Source organism: Mycobacterium xenopi (assembly GCF_009936235.1).
Lineage (GTDB): Bacteria > Actinomycetota > Actinomycetes > Mycobacteriales > Mycobacteriaceae > Mycobacterium > Mycobacterium xenopi.
Window position 1 is genome coordinate 4641997 of record NZ_AP022314.1, and the last position, 15875, is coordinate 4657871.

The 15875-nt window shown below is 65.7% G+C and carries 11 protein-coding genes; 4 read left to right on the forward strand and 7 right to left on the reverse strand.

Going from position 1 to position 15875, the window contains the following annotated elements; all coding sequences use genetic code 11:
- Positions 1-48: 48 nt before the first annotated feature.
- Complete coding sequence (locus MYXE_RS22270) at positions 49-1191, reverse strand: glycoside hydrolase family 3 N-terminal domain-containing protein (protein ID WP_039890516.1); 1143 nt, start codon at positions 1189-1191, stop codon at positions 49-51.
- A 147-nt stretch (positions 1192-1338) separates the two neighbouring features.
- On the opposite strand from MYXE_RS22270, the gene MYXE_RS22275 reads away from it, so the two are divergent.
- The 3 genes from MYXE_RS22275 to MYXE_RS22285 all read left to right on the forward strand — a co-directional run bounded on the left by MYXE_RS22275 (position 1339) and on the right by MYXE_RS22285 (position 7603).
- Positions 1339-1512: a DUF2613 domain-containing protein gene (locus MYXE_RS22275; protein ID WP_004571733.1), complete on the forward strand. Its 174-nt coding sequence runs from the start codon at positions 1339-1341 to the stop codon at positions 1510-1512.
- 96 nt (positions 1513-1608) lie between these two features.
- Positions 1609-5829: an alpha-(1->3)-arabinofuranosyltransferase gene (locus tag MYXE_RS22280; protein ID WP_039890514.1), complete on the forward strand. Its 4221-nt coding sequence runs from the start codon at positions 1609-1611 to the stop codon at positions 5827-5829.
- A gap of 319 nt (positions 5830-6148) precedes the next feature.
- Positions 6149-7603 carry a lipase maturation factor family protein gene (locus MYXE_RS22285; protein WP_085195329.1) on the forward strand — a complete coding sequence of 485 codons (1455 nt, stop codon included), beginning with the start codon at positions 6149-6151 and terminating at the stop codon, positions 7601-7603.
- A 299-nt stretch (positions 7604-7902) separates the two neighbouring features.
- Here the strand turns inward: MYXE_RS22285 and MYXE_RS22290 are convergent, their stop codons facing one another.
- The 4 genes from MYXE_RS22290 to MYXE_RS22305 form a co-directional block, all read right to left on the reverse strand.
- Positions 7903-8115, reverse strand: coding sequence for a TOBE domain-containing protein (locus MYXE_RS22290; protein ID WP_004571730.1), 213 nt, complete (start codon positions 8113-8115; stop codon positions 7903-7905).
- 176 nt (positions 8116-8291) lie between these two features.
- Positions 8292-9362 carry a cytochrome d ubiquinol oxidase subunit II gene (gene cydB / locus MYXE_RS22295; protein WP_004571729.1) on the reverse strand — a complete coding sequence of 357 codons (1071 nt, stop codon included), beginning with the start codon at positions 9360-9362 and terminating at the stop codon, positions 8292-8294.
- A gap of 28 nt (positions 9363-9390) precedes the next feature.
- Positions 9391-10839: a cytochrome ubiquinol oxidase subunit I gene (locus MYXE_RS22300; RefSeq protein WP_085195331.1), complete on the reverse strand. Its 1449-nt coding sequence runs from the start codon at positions 10837-10839 to the stop codon at positions 9391-9393.
- 143 nt (positions 10840-10982) lie between these two features.
- Positions 10983-12611 carry an acetolactate synthase large subunit gene (locus tag MYXE_RS22305; protein WP_172468609.1) on the reverse strand — a complete coding sequence of 543 codons (1629 nt, stop codon included), beginning with the start codon at positions 12609-12611 and terminating at the stop codon, positions 10983-10985.
- A gap of 82 nt (positions 12612-12693) precedes the next feature.
- On the opposite strand from MYXE_RS22305, the gene MYXE_RS22310 reads away from it, so the two are divergent.
- Complete coding sequence (locus tag MYXE_RS22310) at positions 12694-14109, forward strand: NADP-dependent succinic semialdehyde dehydrogenase (RefSeq protein WP_085195335.1); 1416 nt, start codon at positions 12694-12696, stop codon at positions 14107-14109.
- Positions 14110-14177: 68 nt separating this feature from the next.
- Here the strand turns inward: MYXE_RS22310 and MYXE_RS22315 are convergent, their stop codons facing one another.
- Together MYXE_RS22315 and MYXE_RS22320 are read right to left on the reverse strand one after the other, a co-directional pair.
- A complete protein-coding gene (locus MYXE_RS22315; RefSeq protein ID WP_004571725.1) occupies positions 14178-15119 on the reverse strand; it encodes a R2-like ligand-binding oxidase in 942 nt (313 codons plus the stop codon).
- Positions 15116-15793 (reverse strand): TetR/AcrR family transcriptional regulator, encoded by a 678-nt coding sequence (locus MYXE_RS22320; protein ID WP_004571724.1) that lies wholly within the window; start codon positions 15791-15793, stop codon positions 15116-15118. Before MYXE_RS22320 ends, MYXE_RS22315 begins: the two co-directional genes overlap by 4 nt.
- Between the last annotated feature and the right edge of the window lie 82 nt (positions 15794-15875).

Genomic DNA, 15875 nt, shown 5'->3' on the forward strand with positions numbered 1-15875 from the left:
GGACGTATGTGACTCCAGGGTAAGCAACGGGCTTGCCGCCCACATGCGCTACCGGCCACACGCCGGGTTGGGTCCTTTCACCGTGGCCATCCGCAACACTGATTTGTCGATCGCGGGCATGGTCAACTCCCCTGCGGCCACCGCTTTTTCCAGCCGGTCCAGCACCGCGGGAACCTCGTCGGTCGTGACCCACAGCGCGGTGTCGGTGCCCGCTTGCAGGGTGCGCAACACCGCCTCGGCCACGCCGAAACGGTCGGAGATCGCGGCCATGCTGGACAGATCGTCGCTGAAGACCGGGCCGTCGAAGGGCGGACCGCCGTAGCCGGTACCAGCACGCAGCAGCTGCACCGCGGCCGGGCTCAGGCTCGCCGGCTGGTCGCCGGTCAGCCCGGGAACCTGCATGTGACCGATCATGACCCCGACCGGGTTGGCGGTGACCAGCGTCCGATACGGCACCAGGTCGTCGCGTTGCAGCTCGCTAAGCGGAGGGGTGGTGACCGCGCCGGTATGCGAGTCGCCAGAGCCATGCCCATGCCCTGGAAAGTGCTTGAGCACCGGCAGCAGCCCGGCGTCGCGCAGGCCGCGCGCATAGGCGCCGGCGTAGGCGGTGACGACGGCCGGATCGGATCCGAACGACCGGTCGCCGATGACCGTGTCGGCCGGGGCGTCGCTGACATCGACCACCGGGGCGAAATCGACGGTGATGCCGAGGGTGCGCATCTTGCGGCCACGGTCCAAGGCCACGGTGTACACCTCGTCGGCGGTTTTCGTCTGCGCCAGCACCCGGGCCGGCGCAGCGGCCCCAATCAGGGGGGACAGCCTCGACACCCGGCCACCTTCCTCGTCGACGCTCACCGCCAGCGGCAATGGGGCCGCGCTGCGCGCGATAGCGGTCAGAGAGCCGTCGGTCAGCATCGACAGATCCGTCCAGCTGCCGATGAAGATGCCGCCGACGTGATGGTTGGCCACGACGACCTTGGCATCACCGGCGTTGCGCACCCCGACCATCAGCAACTGGGCGAGCTTGTCGCGGGTGGACATTGCCGCCAACATCGCAGTCCCGTCCCCGCATGCCGGGGGGACCGGCTTGCCCGACGCCCCCGCCCCGGGCCGCGCAGAGGTGGGCGGGTGGTCTGCGGTACGACCGCACGCCGTCATCAGCATCGACGTAGCGGCCAGCACAGCCACCATGCGGACGACAAACACCAGCCCATGCTGTCACGGCGAGGATCCGCGGTAGCCCCGGGCCACCTGGTGCCGAAAACCACGCCGCGGGCCGCCAGTTGCGTTTCTGCTAGGTTGACCACAACCCACGATCGCATTTTCGAGGAGCCACCGATGAACCGGTTCGTTGCGCCCGCCGCAGCCAGCGTCGTGGTCGGTCTGTTGCTGGGCGCCGCCGCGATCTTCGGGGTCACGCTGATGGTGCAGCAGGACACCAAGCCGCCACTTCCCGGCGGGGATCCGCAGTCGTCGGTGCTCAACCGCGTCGAGTACGGCAACCGCACCTAGCCGGCGATGCGGGCCGGTGTAGCGGCCCGGGCACACGCCGGGCAACCCGGATCTGGTCGGAGCGCGGCGAAGCCCGCACCGTGGTTTGCCGCGTCACTGTCGCGGCGCTGGCTGTGGGTGGTCTGCGCGGTCGCGCTGACCTTGAGCTTCGCCCAGTCGCCGGGACAGATCTCGCCCGACACCAAACTCGACCTGACCGCCAACCCCCTGCGCTTTCTGGCCCGAGCGACCAGCCTGTGGAACAGCGAGCTGCCGTTCGGCCAAGCGCAAAACCAGGCCTATGGCTACCTGTTTCCGCATGGCACGTTCTTCCTTGCCGGGCATTTGCTTGGGCTGCCGGGTTGGGTCACCCAGCGGCTCTGGTGGGCCTTGCTGCTCACGGTCGGGTTTTGGGGGTTGCTGCGGGTCGCTGAAGTGCTCGGGATCGGCAGCCCGACGTCACGGGTGATCGCCGCCGCGGCGTTTGCGCTATCGCCGCGGGTGCTGACCACGGTCGGGTCGATTTCCTCGGAAACCCTGCCGATCATGTTGGCGCCGTGGGTGTTGCTGCCCACCATCGTGGCGCTCCGCGCGGAACCCGGCCGGTCGGTGCGTCGGCTGGCCGGACAGGCCGGGCTCGCGGTCGCGCTGATGGGCGCGGTCAACGCGATCGCCACGGTAGCGGGTTGCCTGCCCGCCGTCGTCTGGTGGGCGTGCCATCGACCCTGCCGGGTGTGGTGGCGGTACACGGGGTGGTGGCTGCTGGCGCTGGCGCTGGCGACGCTGTGGTGGCTGGTGGCGTTGATCCTGCTGGCCCGGATCAGCCCGCCGTTCCTGGACTTCATCGAATCCTCAGGCGTCACCACCCAATGGTCGTCGCTGGTCGAGGTGCTGCGCGGTACGGCCAGCTGGACTCCATTCGTGGCGCCCCACGCAACCGCGGGCGCGCCGCTGGTCACCGGCTCGGTGGCCATCTTGGGCACCTGCCTGGTCGCGGCCGGCGGCTTGGCGGGCCTGGCTGGGTTAGCCGGGCGCGGCGCGCCCGGAAGCGGGCGGCTAGTGACGATGCTGCTGGTCGGCATCGTGCTGTTGGCCGCCGGCTACTCCGGTGGACTGGGCTCGCCGCTGGCCCACCAGGTGCAAGCGTTCCTTGACGCGGGCGGCGCACCGCTGCGCAACGTGCACAAACTGGAGTCACTGATCCGGATTCCGGTCGCGCTGGGCCTCGCGCAGCTGCTCGGCCGGATACCGCTGCCCGGCAGCGCCCCGGTCCGCGACTGGGTCCGCGCATTCGCCCATCCCGAACGCGACAAGCGGGTTGCGGTCGGAATCGTGGTGCTGATCGCACTGATGGTCAGTACCTCGCTGGCCTGGACTGGCCGGCTCACGCCGCCGGGCACCTTCCGTGCGATACCTCAATATTGGCGCGACGCCGCCGAGTGGCTCGCCGAGCACAACACGGGCACGCCGATGCCCGGACGGGTGCTAGTGGTTCCTGGCGCACCCTTCGCCACCCAGGTCTGGGGGACCAGTCACGACGAGCCGCTGCAGGTCCTCGGTGATAGCCCGTGGGGGGTACGTGACTCCATCCCGTTGACCCCACCCCAAACCATCCGAGCACTGGACTCGGTGCAGCGTCTCTTCGCCGCGGGCCGGCCGTCCGCGGGGCTCGCCGATACCCTTTCCCGCCAAGGCATTTCGTATGTGGTGGTGCGCAACGATCTGGACCCCGAAACGTCGCGCTCGGCGCGCCCGATCCTGGTTCACCGCGCCATTGCCGGGTCGCCGCGGCTGCAGAAGGTGGCGCAATTCGGGCCGCCGGTAGGCGCCGGCGTCCTGCCGGGTTTCGTCACTGACAGCGGGCTGCGGCCGCCGTATCCTGCGGTCGAGATCTACCGGGTCACTGCTGCTGCCGGTAATCCGGCGGCGCCCTATTTCGCCGACATTGACCAACTCGCCCGCATCGACGGAGGCCCCGAGGTGCTGCTGCGCCTGGACGAACGACGGCGTCTGCTCAACGACCCGCCGCTGGGGCCGGTGCTGATGACTGCCGACGCCCGGCGTGCCGGCCTCGCGGCGCCCCTAGTCACGGTCACCGACACCCCGTTGGCGCGGGAGACCGACTACGGCCGGGTGGACCTGCACTCGTCGGCGATCCGCGCGCCAGGCGACGCTCGTCACACCTACAACCGGGTGCCGGATTATCCGGTTCCAGGTGCCGACACGGTTTTCGGGGGTTGGACCGGTGGCCGGCTCAGCGCGTCGAGCTCGTCGTCGGACGCCACCGCGCTGCCCGACGTCGCACCCTCCACCTCGCCGGTCGCGGCCGTCGACGGCGATCCGGCGACCGCGTGGGTGTCCAATGCGCTGCAAGCCGCGGTCGGTCAATGGCTGCAGGTCGATTTCGACCACCCAGTGACCAACGGCGTCATCACCCTCACTCCCAGCGCGACCGCCGTCGGCGCCCAGATCCGCCGCATCCAGGTCGCCACCGTCAACGGCACCACGACGCTGCGGTTCGATGAGCCCGGCAAACCGCTCACCGCGGCGCTGCCCTACGGCGAAACACCCTGGGTGCGGATCACCGCCATCGGCACCGACGACGGGTCCGCCGGTGTGCAATTCGCCATTACCGACCTGTCGGTCACCCAGTACGACGCGTCGGGCTTCGCGCACCCGGTCGCGCTGCGTCACACCGTGCTGGTCCCGGGTCCGCCATCGAATTCGGTTGTCGCACAATGGAATCTGGGTTCGGAGCCACTGGGAAGACCGGGCTGCGCCGAAGCGCCCGACGGGGTGCACTGCGCGGCGTCGATGGCACTGACTCCAGAGGAACAGGTCGGTTTCAGCCGAACGTTGACCGTGCCGCGGCCGATGTCGGTGACGCCGAGGGTGTGGGTGCGGCCGCGGCAAGGGCCTCAGCTGGCCGACCTGATCGCCGAGCCGGACACCGTGCGGGCCCGCGGCGACTCCGACCTTATCGACGTGCTCGGCTCGGCATACGCCGCCACCGACGGAGATCCGGCGACCGCGTGGACGGCTCCGCAGCACGTCGTGCAGTACAAGACGCCGCCCACGCTCACCCTCACGTTGCCGCGGCCCGCGGAGGTGACCGGGTTGCGGCTGACCGCGAGCCGCTCTGCGGTGCCCGCCCACCCGACCATGGTGGCGGTCGACCTCGGCGACGGCCCACAGGTCCGCGAACTGAAATCGAGCGACGCGGCCGGCCCGCAGACAATCCGGCTGAAATCCCGGACTACCGACACCATCACGCTCAGCTTGCTGAACTGGAACGACGTCATCGACCGGACGGCGTTGGGCTTCGATCAGCTCAAGCCGCCGGGCCTCGCGGAGGTGGCGGTACTTGGCGGCGACGATCGACCGGTGGCAGGCGCCGATGCCAACCGCAACAGGTCCCGGGAGATCACCGTCGACTGCGCTCACGGCCCGGTCCTGGCAATCGCGGGCCGTTTCGTGCACACCTCGATCCGCACCACGGCGGGGGCGTTGCTCGACGGCGAACCGGTAGCGGCCCAACCCTGCGAGCGCGAGCCCATCGCGCTGCCGGCCGGACAGCAGGAGCTGGTGATCAGCCCCGGCGACGCGTTTGCGGTCGACGGGGCCGAGCTGACGGATCCTTCTACACCTGAATTGCCCAGTGCCACCAGAGTTCTCGCTGAAACGGGCGCGTGGGGGCCAGCGCGCCGCGAGGTTAGGGCACCGACTGCCAACACCGCGCGGGTGCTGGTGGTGCCGGAAAGCATCAACCCGGGCTGGGTGGCGCGCACCGGCGACGGGACCAGGCTGACGCCGGTCGCGGTCAACGGCTGGCAGCAGGGCTGGGTCGTGCCCGCGGGCACCGCGGGCACGATCACGCTGACTTTTGTTTCGAACTCGCTGTACCGCACCGGGCTGCTGGGTGGTCTGGCGCTGCTGCCTGTGCTGGCCCTGCTCGCGTGGTGGCCGGCGCGGCGGCGGCTTGTCGACGACGAGCCCGCGCGGCCATGGGCGCCGCGGCGCTGGGGCATGGTCGCGGTCGTGGCAGCAGGGACGCTGATCGCCGGCATCGTGGGGTTCGCCGTGTTCGGCGCGGCCCTGGCTTTGCGGTACGCGCTGCGCCACCGGCAGCGGATGTGCGAGGCGGTCACTGTCGGGTTGAGCGCCGGCGGGCTCATCGTGGCGGGTGCGGTGCTATCGCGGCATCCCTGGCGGTCGGTCGACGGCTACGCCGGCCATTCACCGGGTGTGCAGTTGCTGGCGCTGATCTCGCTCGCAATGCTCGCTTCAGCGGCGACGATGCGGGCCGGGTATCGGCCCGAGGAGGAGCCGCGCAACTAGGCCCAGCGGCGACGATGCGGGGCCGGGTATCGGCCCGAGGAGGAGCCGCGCAACTAGGCCCAGCGGCGACGATGCGGGCCGGGTATCGGCCCGAGGAGGAGCCGCGCAACTAGGCCCAGCGGCGACGATGCGGGCCGGGTATCGGCCCGAGGAGGAGCCGCGCAACTAGGCCCAGCGGCGACGATGCGGGCCGGGTATCGGCCCGAGGAGGAGCCGGGCGGACGATGAGTTTGCCAATTTTCGGCGTCATCGAAATTACGTTCTAGGCTGGAAACTAGGTAGGCGGTTGTCAACGTCCACGGTCCCGGGAGTTGCGGACATGGGATGGTTTACGGCACCCGAATATTGGCTGGGCAGACTGATCCTCGAGCGCGGCGTAGCGGCTGTCTATCTGATCGCATTCGTCGCGGCAGCGCGCCAATTCCGGGCGCTTCTCGGGGAGCACGGCATGCTGCCAATACCGCGTTATCTAGCTCGGCAGAGTTTCTGGCAGGCGCCGAGCCTTTTTCATTTCCACTATTCGGACCGGTTTTTCTCCGGCATCTCCTGGTTCGGTGCGGCGCTGTCAGCGGGGATAGTCGCCGGGCTCGCCGACCTCGTCCCGTTGTGGGCGGCGATGCTGATGTGGCTGGTGCTGTGGGTGCTCTATCTGTCGATCGTCAACGTCGGCCAGACGTGGTATTCGTTCGGCTGGGAGTCGCTGCTGCTGGAGACCGGCTTTCTCGCGATCTTCCTCGGTAACGCCCGCGTCGGCCCGCCGCTGCTGGCGATGTGGCTGGCGCGGTTGCTGTTGTTCCGGCTGGAGTTCGGTGCCGGCTTGATCAAGCTGCGCGGTGACCCGTGCTGGCGCAACCTGACCTGCCTTTACTACCACCACGAGACCCAGCCCATGCCCGGGCCGCTGAGTTGGTTCTTCCATCACCTGCCCAGGCCGCTGCACCGAATTGAAGTAGCGGTCAATCATTTCGCCCAACTCGTGGTCCCGTTCGGGTTGTTCGCGCCGCAGCCGGTTGCCAGCATGGCCGGCGCGGTCGTCGTCATCACCCAACTGTGGCTGGTGATTTCCGGCAACTTCGCCTGGCTTAATTGGCTGACGATCTTGCTGGGCTGCAGTGTGATCGACGACTCGTCGTGGTCCATGGTGCTGCCGGTGCCCAAGCCGCCGGCGTTTGCCGAGCCGCCGCTTTGGTTCGCCGGACTGGTGATCGCCTTCACGGCGCTGTCGCTGTTTTTGAGCTATTGGCCGATGCGCAACATGATGTCGCGCCACCAGCGCATGAACATGTCGTTCAACCCGTTTCACCTCGTCAACACTTATGGGGCGTTTGGAAGCATCGGGCGGATTCGCAACGAGCTAATCGTCGAGGGTACCGACGAGCCCACGCTCACTGAGCAGACGGTGTGGAGGGAGTACGAATTTAAAGGCAAACCCGGCGCGGTCCGCCGGCTGCCTCGGCAATGGGCGCCGTACCATCTGCGTCTGGACTGGCTCATGTGGTTCGCCGCTATCTCACCGCTGTACGCCGAGCGATGGCTAGGCCCCTTCCTGGTGCGGCTTTTGCAGAACGACCGCGCGACACTGCGCTTGCTGCGTCACAACCCATTCCCCGGTTCCGCGCCACGGTACGTGCGCGTGCAGCTCTACCAGTACCGCTACACCACATTTCGGGAGTTGCTGCGCGAACGAGCCTGGTGGCATCGTGCCCTAATCGGTGAGTACGTCGGTCCGGTCACGCTTGGCAAGACGAAAACATCTCCCGCGTCCGGCGATTGAGTCTGGTGGTGACTTGGTTCCCGCTGAGACGCACAAACAGCTGCGTGGCGATGCTTGGAAATAGCCTGGGCATCCGGTTACCGGTCGGCATGTCAGACAATTGAATTCGACGGCGTCTCCGTCAAAGGTGCAGGGTGAGGCGTTGGAGATAAGTCGGCCTCTTGTCCAACAATCAGCCCACCCGATCGTTCGATGGCGCAGCTGCCCAAAGCCAGCGAAATGAAAGGCTGCGTGGAATAGCGATAACCAGAATCCTTATCCACCAACGCTGCTTCGTAAATCACCTTTGAATATGCGGCTTAGTCGACGCCGATCGTCACTTCTGTCGACTTGATGAACACCGTCGCGGGTTGACCGGCCTTGAGGCCCAGCTCTTGGGCGGCATCTTTGGTAATCGAGGATGTGATGACCTGATCTCCACCGTCGAGCCGTACCTTGACGATCGCCATGACGTTGCCCAGGGCGACTTCGGCAATGGTTCCTTTGAGTTGGTTTCGGGTAGACAGGCGCATCGCGGTCCTCCTTATCACCGGTAGCTTCGCGACGAGCATAGGTCCGCGGGCCAGTTGGTGTTGCCGTTTCCCAGCCCAGCGGCGCGCGCTCCGGTCGAAATCGGCGAATAAACGCTGTGGCTCCCATTTCGGGCCAAAACGCGTGCCGTTGCGCCTGTTCGCACCACCTGTCGTGATCACGCCGCGGCCCTCGGCAAGCCTATCGATTCCGGTATGCGCTCGGCGGAGATCCGTCGGCGAAACACCCAATACGTCCAACCCTGGTACACCATGACAAGTGGCGCGAAGATCAATGCCGCCCAGGACATGAACCGCAGTGTGTACGGGGTCGACGAGCCGTTGTAGATGGTGACGCTCCAGTTCGGATTCAGTGTCGACGGGACCAGGTCGGGGTACAAGGCGCCGAACAGCAACACCACCACCGCGGCAACAACCAGCGTCGTACACACGAACGCCCAACCCTCACCGCGGTTACCGGTCATCGCATTGCGCCGCAACCGCCGCCACCACACCAGCCCGACCGCCACCGACTGGGCTGCCACTGCAACCGCCAGGACCCACCACGTCCACCCTTTTCCATGAGCCAGCTGAGTCCACAGCCCGAACGCACCCAACACCACGGTCGCCGGCAACGACAATGCGGTCGCAACGCGCAGCGCGTCCTCATGCACTGCCTGCTCAGTTTTCAGGACGAGAAATACCGCGCCGTGGAAAAGGAACAGCGCACCGGAGGCGATCCCACCGAGCACCGTGTAGGCATTGACGACGTCGCCAAACGACAGGTGAACGTGATGCCGCGCGTCGACGGGCAATCCGCGCACCAAGATGGCGAAGGCCACCCCCCACAGAATTCCAGGCAGCCACGATCCCGCCGCAATCCCGCAGTCAGCCCAGATGCGCCATCTCGTGTCGTCGATCTTGCCACGCCATTCGATGGCGACCGCCCGAAGAATCATGCCAAACAAGATCGCCAGCAACGGCAGATAGAGCGCGGAGAACACCGTGGCATACCAGTTCGGGAACGCCGCAAACATCGACGCGCCCGCGGTGATCAGCCATACCTCGTTGCCGTCCCAGACCGGCCCGATCGTGTTGAGGACGGCGCGTCGATGGGCCTCGCGGTCGCCTTTCGCGATGCGACCCAACGGCGCCATCAACATCCCGGCACCGAAGTCAAAGCCTTCCAGGATGAAAAACCCGAGAAAGAGCACGGCGAGGATCACGAACCACAACTCCTGCAGGCCCACCGTGAATCAGCTCCTCTTCGTTGATGGCTTAGTAGGCAAACGACAGCGGCGCGACCTGTTCTTGGTCGGGTGATGGGCGCGGCACCGGTTCGGCGTCGTGTTCCTGGGGCCCCGCGGCCACATAGCGGCGCAGCAGCCAGAACCAAATGACCGCGAGCGCGGCATAAACCAGGGTTAGCGTTGCCAGTGAGAACATCACCATTGCCGGTGCGTGATCAGAAACAGCCTGCGCCACGGTGATTCGGATCGATTGATCTCCACCTGGATTGGGCACCACGACCCAGGGTTGCCGTCCCATCTCGGTGAACACCCAGCCGGCGCTGTTGGCCAAAAATGGCGTGGGGATGGTCAACAGCGCCAGCCAGGAAAACCACTGCCGGTCCACGACCCGTTTACCGCGCGTCATCCACAGCGCGACAATGGAAAACAACGAGGGTACTACAAGGAGCCCCACCATGACGCGAAATGCCCAGTACGTCACGAACAGGTTCGGTCGGTAGTCTCCCGGACCAAACTGCTTCTCGTAGCGCTGCTGAATATCCTTGACGCCTTCCAGCGTGACGCCGCTGAACTTCCCTTCCGCCAGGAAGGGAAGCACGTATCGAGCCTCGATCACGCGTGTGATGCTGTCGCAATTATTGTGGGTGCCGATGGTGAGAATTGAGAAGTACGGGTCGGATTCGTTGTGGCACAACGATTCCGCTGAAGCCATCTTCATCGGCTGCTGTCGGAACATTAGCTTGCCCTGCATATCTCCGGTGAAGAACAAACCCACCGCAGCGGCCAGGGCGACCAGGCAACCAAGGATGGCGGCCGGCCGGTACATGGTGCGCGCCTCGTCGGCGTGAGGTTTACGAACCATCCACCATGCACAGACGCCGGCCACGAACACGCCAGCGGTCAGCAGACTACCGACGACCGCATGCGCGAACGCCCATAGTGCGGTGTTGTTGGTGAGCAGGGCGACGATGCTGTCCAGTTCAGCGCGCTTCGTCGTCGGGTTGTAGTGCGCTCCGACCGGATGCTGCATGAAGGAGTTCGCCGAAATGATAAAGAACGCAGATAGATTCACCGCGATCGCTACCACCCAGATGCATCCCAAATGCACCAACCGAGGCAGTCGGCCCCAGCCGAAGATCCACAAGCCGATGAAGACGGACTCGAAGAAAAACGCGGCTAAACCCTCCATCGCCAGCGGCGCCCCGAATACGTCGCCGACGAACCGTGAATATTCACTCCAATTCATGCCGAACTGGAACTCCTGCACCAGCCCGGTCGCAACGCCTATCGCGAAGTTGATCAAAAACAGCTTGCCGAAGAATTTCGTGAGCCGATACCAGGCGACATTGTTGGTAGCCACCCAGACCGTCTGCATCGCGGCGATTAGCGGCGCCAGACCGATTGTCAATGGCACGAAAATGAAGTGGTAGACCGTCGTGATCCCGAACTGCCATCGAGAAATGTCGACCAAATCCATCAGCGCTCCACCCGACGCAGAAAGCTGTGTACGACACAGTGTAGTAGACGAAGCGCGCCGTGTCTACCTCCGCCAACCGCAGCGGCCGAGGCATTCAGGGCAGACGCTGCGCCCGGTCGACGCCGCGTAACACGGGTGAGCCACTATAGCGTCGCGTCCAGCTGGCCGAGTCGCTCGGTCAGGCGCAGATTCTCCGAATAGTCGACCGGGCAGGAAATCACCGACACCCCGTCGTCGTCAAGCGCGGTTTTCAGCGTCGGCAGTAATTCCTCCGCACAGGTGATGCGATATCCTTTGGCGCCGAAGCTTTCCGCGTATTTCACCACGTCCGGGTTGCCGAATTTGACGTAGTAGTGGTTGCCGAGTTCGAGGTCCATTTTCCATTCGATGAGCCCATAGCCGCCGTCCTCCCAGATCAGCACCACTAGCGGTATCCGCTCCCGGACGGCGGTCTCGATTTCTTGCGAGTTCATCATGAATGCCCCGTCGCCCACGGCAGCCAATACCTTGCAGTCCGGGCGTGCTAGCTTGACCCCGATCGCTCCCGGCAACGCAAAAGACATGGTGGACAATCCGTTTGAGATCAAACAGGTGTTGCGCTCATAGGTGGGATACAGGCGGGCCATCCACATCTTGGTCGCGCCGGTGTCGACAAGCACCACGTCGTTGCGCCCCAGCGCGGCACGGGTATCGGCGACCACCCGCTGCGGCGCCAGCGGAAATCGCGAATCCTGTTGTCCACGAGCGAATTCCTCGGCTAGCAGATCGCAGGCTGGGGCCGTGGCGGCGCTGGAGTAGCGGTGCCCCGCTAAGGCATCGGTCAGCGCGTTCAGCGACGCACTGATGTCTCCGATGATGCCGACCGCAACCGGGTAGTGCACGTCCACTTCGGCGGGGAAGCGGTGGATGTGGATGATCTTCTTGTCGGCAGTCGGGTTGATCTGCACGGGGTCGAATTCCTGCAGTTCATAGCCGACAGCAATGACGACATCGGCGTTGTCGAACCCGAAATTGACGTAGTCATGCCGCATGAACCCGATGGTGCCGATGCTGTGGGGGTGGTCGTCGGGCATCACGCCTTTGCCGTGGAAGGTGTTAGCCACCGGGATCCCCAGCTCGTCGGCAAACCGGATCAAAGCCGTGCTGGCGTCGTTGCGGGCAGCGCCATGCCCGGCCAGCACCACCGGACGCTGCGCCTTACGTAAGACTTCGACGGCCCGTTGAACCTGGCCCGCCGCCGGGGCCTCGGCGCGGACGACGTTGCGGGGCAGCGGGGTGAGGTCTGCATATTCGGTGGTGTCGGCATCGATGTCCTCGGGCACGGCCAGGTAAACCGCGGCCGGACGTTCCGTCTCGGCCACCTTGAACGCTTTGCGGACCATTTCCGGAATCGCCCGCGCGGTGGGAACGCCGTCGGCCCAGCGGGTGATCGGAGCGAACATCGACACCAGGTCGACGTATTGGTGCGACTCCTTGTACTCACGGTCGCGGCCGACCTGGGCGGAGATCGCGACCAGCGGGGTGCTGTTGGTGGTGGCATCGGCGACGCCGAGTTGCATGTTGATCGCACCCGGGCCCAACGTGCTCGACACCACGGCCGCGCGTCCCGTGACGCGGCCATACATCTCGGCCATGAACGCCGCGCCCTGCTCATGGCGGGTGAGCACATAGCGGATATCCGATGCGGCCAGAGCCTGCACAAACCGGATGTTCTCCTCGCCCGGTATCCCGAAGACGACGGACACACCCTCGTTTTCGAGGCATTTGACCATCAGCTGGGCGGCGGTACTCACGCAAGCCACGATAGTGGCAGGCTGGAGGGCGGTTCCGTAACGAGCAGCCGAAGGATGCAGCATGCCCATCGCCACCATCAACCCGGCAACAGGAGAGACGGTCCAAACCTTTACTCCGGCCACGCCCGACGAAATCGACGCAGCCATCGGGCGGGCACATGCCCGGTTCGCCGAGTATCGCCGCACTACCTTCGCGCAGCGCGCGACGTGGGCGCGGGCCACCGCCGAGCTGCTTGAAGCCGAAGCCGAGAAGACAGCGGCGATGATGACACTGGAGATGGGCAAGACACTAGCGGCGGCAAAGGCAGAAGTTCTTAAGTGTGCCAAAGGATTTCGTTACTACGCGGCCAATGCCGAACAGCTGCTGGCTGACGAGCCGGCCGATGCCGTCGCAGTGGGCGCGGCCAGGGCCTATACCCGGTATCAACCGCTGGGGGTAGTGCTGGCCGTCATGCCATGGAACTTCCCGCTCTGGCAGGCAGTGCGATTCGCTGCACCAGCGCTGATGGCCGGCAACGTGGGTATCCTCAAGCACGCCTCCAACGTGCCGCAGACCGCGCTTTATCTCGCCGACGTTATCGCCCGCGGCGGCTTCCCGGACGGCTGCTTCCAGACGCTGCTGGTACCTTCCAGCGCCGTCGAGACCATCCTGCGCGATCCGCGGGTGGCCGCGGCGACGCTGACCGGCAGCGAGCCCGCGGGCCGCTCGGTGGCGGCCATCGCCGGTGACGAGATCAAGCCCACCGTGCTCGAACTCGGCGGCAGCGACCCGTTCATCGTGATGCCGTCGGCCGATCTCGACGCGGCGGTCAGCACCGCGGTCACTGCGCGGGTGCAAAACAACGGCCAGTCCTGCATCGCGGCGAAACGATTCATCATCCATACCGATGTTTACGACGCCTTCGTGGAGAAGTTCGTCGAGCAGATGGCGGCGCTGCGGGTAGGCGACCCGACCGACCCCGACACCGACGTCGGCCCGCTGGCCACCGAACAGGGCCGCGCCGACGTAGAAAAGCTTGTCGACGAAGCCGTCGCCGCTGGTGCCGTGATCCGTTGCGGCGGAAAGCGTCTCGACCGGCCGGGCTGGTTCTACCCGCCCACCGTCATCACGGACATCCGCCGCGACATGCCGATCTTCTGCGAAGAGGTGTTCGGCCCGGTGGCGTCGGTGTATCGCGCCGCCGACATCGACGAGGCGATCGAGATTGCCAACGCCACCACCTTTGGCCTGGGCTCCAACGCCTGGACCCGCGACGAGTCCGAGCAGCAGCGCTTCATCGACGGCATCGAAGCCGGGCAGGTCTTCATCAACGGGATGGTGGTGTCCTACCCCGAGCTGCCGTTCGGCGGCATCAAGCGATCCGGCTATGGCCGCGAGCTCTCCGGCCACGGGATCCGCGAGTTCTGCAACGCCAAAACGGTCTGGATCGGCTCACCCGAGACCGGCGACTCCAGTGGCGGCACAAAGGTCGAGTAACGCCGGCGAGCAGACGCAGAATCGCACGTTTGGCACCAAAATTGTGCGATTCTGCGTCTGCTCGGCGTCTATGCCGAGGCGGCTAGTGCCGTGGCGTCCTCGTCGGCGAACGTGTCTTCCAACCGCAGCGGCGAGTAGTCGAGGTCGATCTCGGCGACCGGACGCCCGCGAGCGCTGCTGATCGTGCCAAAGCGGCGCATCCCCTTGTCGCTGGCATACTGCAAAAACTCGTCCTCGGACAGGCCGAACGGAATGTCGGGGGCATACAGCGCAAAGCCCTCTGCGGTCAGCTGCAGTGCCAGCGGCATCAGCTCATTCATGCGGCTTTCGAACACCGTCCAGTTGGCGTCGTCGGCGGCGACGTGGCGCCGGCACGTGAAGGTTCCCCACGCCATATGACGTCGCTCGTCGTCACTGATGCGCTGAACCAACTGCTGCATGCCGGGCAGGATGCCACGCTCGACGCAGATTTTGTGCCAGGCGTAGTAGCCCGTCAGCGCCAGCATGCCTTCGACGATGTGGTTGTAGGTCACCGACGCGCGAACCTGGGCCGCGGGTGATGGATCCACATCGAGCGCGCTCAGCGACTCCGGGAGTTCTTCGTTGAACATCTGCCGGTAAGCCGGCAGGTCGTCGAGGTAACTGTGGAGATCGTCGGCCACACCCACGGCGTCCAGCCACAGCCGGAACACCTGGGTGTGCTTGGCCTCCTCGAACGCGAACTGCGTCAAGTACATTTCGTCGCCGAGCCGCCCTTCCGCGCGCATCGCGGCCATGAACGGTTGGATGTCCTTGGTGACCGCCTCTTCGCCCGCGATGAACTCCGCGCACAGCCGGGTGGCGTAGTCGCGCTCGCGCTCAGTAAGCGACTCCCAATCGTCGCGGTCACGGGAGAAGTCGATATCAGCGGGGTCCCAGAACTTCGCGTTGCCACCCACAAACAGCTTGAGCGGCAAGCTATCCCAGTTCAGCCCGCCAGCGGCAAGCGAGCCATACCGTGTGCGTGTCATATGACCTCCTTGGTGGTTGTTGGCTTTTCAGCCGGGCTGGAGAAAGCGGCCGCCAGCACGGCCACCAGCCGGCGCACGGCCAGGGCAGGCTGCTCGGGTGTGGGGTCGTCGAGCCCAAGAACGGGATCCACGCCGCGCACATAGGGCGCCAGCGCCAGATGCGGAAAGATCATGAGCAGCAACGACAACAGCGCGTCGGTGTCGGCGTCGGCCCGCAGGTCGCCGCGCGCCTGTGCCTCACGCACCAGCGGTCGCAAAACTTCCAAGTAGTGGCGGTGGATTACCGAACGCACGCTGATGCGGGCGTCGGTGTCGACCTCGAAACTGGCCGCGGCATGAAGCGAACGCTCCCGTGGATGGTCGGCGAAGTAGACGACCCAGGCGTCGAGCAGGTCGGTGAGGAATTCGAAAAATGGTCTGCTCGGGTCGAGTTTGCGGATGCGGTCTTCCATGTAGGACCGCACCCGCTGACTGCCGACGTCGGCGATGAACGCGTAGAGGTCGCGTTTGTCGGCGAAGTATTGGAACAGGCTGCCCTTGGCGACGCCGGCGCGCCGAGCGATGACGTTCAGGCTGCCACGGGAGAAGCCGCGCGCACCAAACTCGGCCTCGGCGGCTTCGACGACCGCCGCGCGACGAGCCGCATCGACGCGGGCCCACGTCACCGTCGGCATCAGGCCTCCTCGCCTCGATGACCACTGGTCATCCTACTGTGATGCAGCTCACTCCTCAACAAGCGAGGTGCTAACTCACCAG

What these genes read in the sequence shown, in the direction of transcription:
- MYXE_RS22270 (WP_039890516.1), bottom strand. Translation starts at nt 1,191, where the DNA reads ATGGTGGCTGTGCTGGCCGCTACGTCGATGCTGATGACGGCGTGCGGT.
- MYXE_RS22275 (WP_004571733.1), top strand. Translation starts at nt 1,339, where the DNA reads ATGAACCGGTTCGTTGCGCCCGCCGCAGCCAGCGTCGTGGTCGGTCTG.
- MYXE_RS22285 (WP_085195329.1), top strand. Translation starts at nt 6,149, where the DNA reads ATGGGATGGTTTACGGCACCCGAATATTGGCTGGGCAGACTGATCCTC.
- MYXE_RS22290 (WP_004571730.1), bottom strand. Translation starts at nt 8,115, where the DNA reads ATGCGCCTGTCTACCCGAAACCAACTCAAAGGAACCATTGCCGAAGTC.
- MYXE_RS22300 (WP_085195331.1), bottom strand. Translation starts at nt 10,839, where the DNA reads ATGGATTTGGTCGACATTTCTCGATGGCAGTTCGGGATCACGACGGTC.
- MYXE_RS22305 (WP_172468609.1), bottom strand. Translation starts at nt 12,611, where the DNA reads ATGGTCAAATGCCTCGAAAACGAGGGTGTGTCCGTCGTCTTCGGGATA.
- MYXE_RS22310 (WP_085195335.1), top strand. Translation starts at nt 12,694, where the DNA reads ATGCCCATCGCCACCATCAACCCGGCAACAGGAGAGACGGTCCAAACC.
- MYXE_RS22315 (WP_004571725.1), bottom strand. Translation starts at nt 15,119, where the DNA reads ATGACACGCACACGGTATGGCTCGCTTGCCGCTGGCGGGCTGAACTGG.
- MYXE_RS22320 (WP_004571724.1), bottom strand. Translation starts at nt 15,793, where the DNA reads ATGCCGACGGTGACGTGGGCCCGCGTCGATGCGGCTCGTCGCGCGGCG.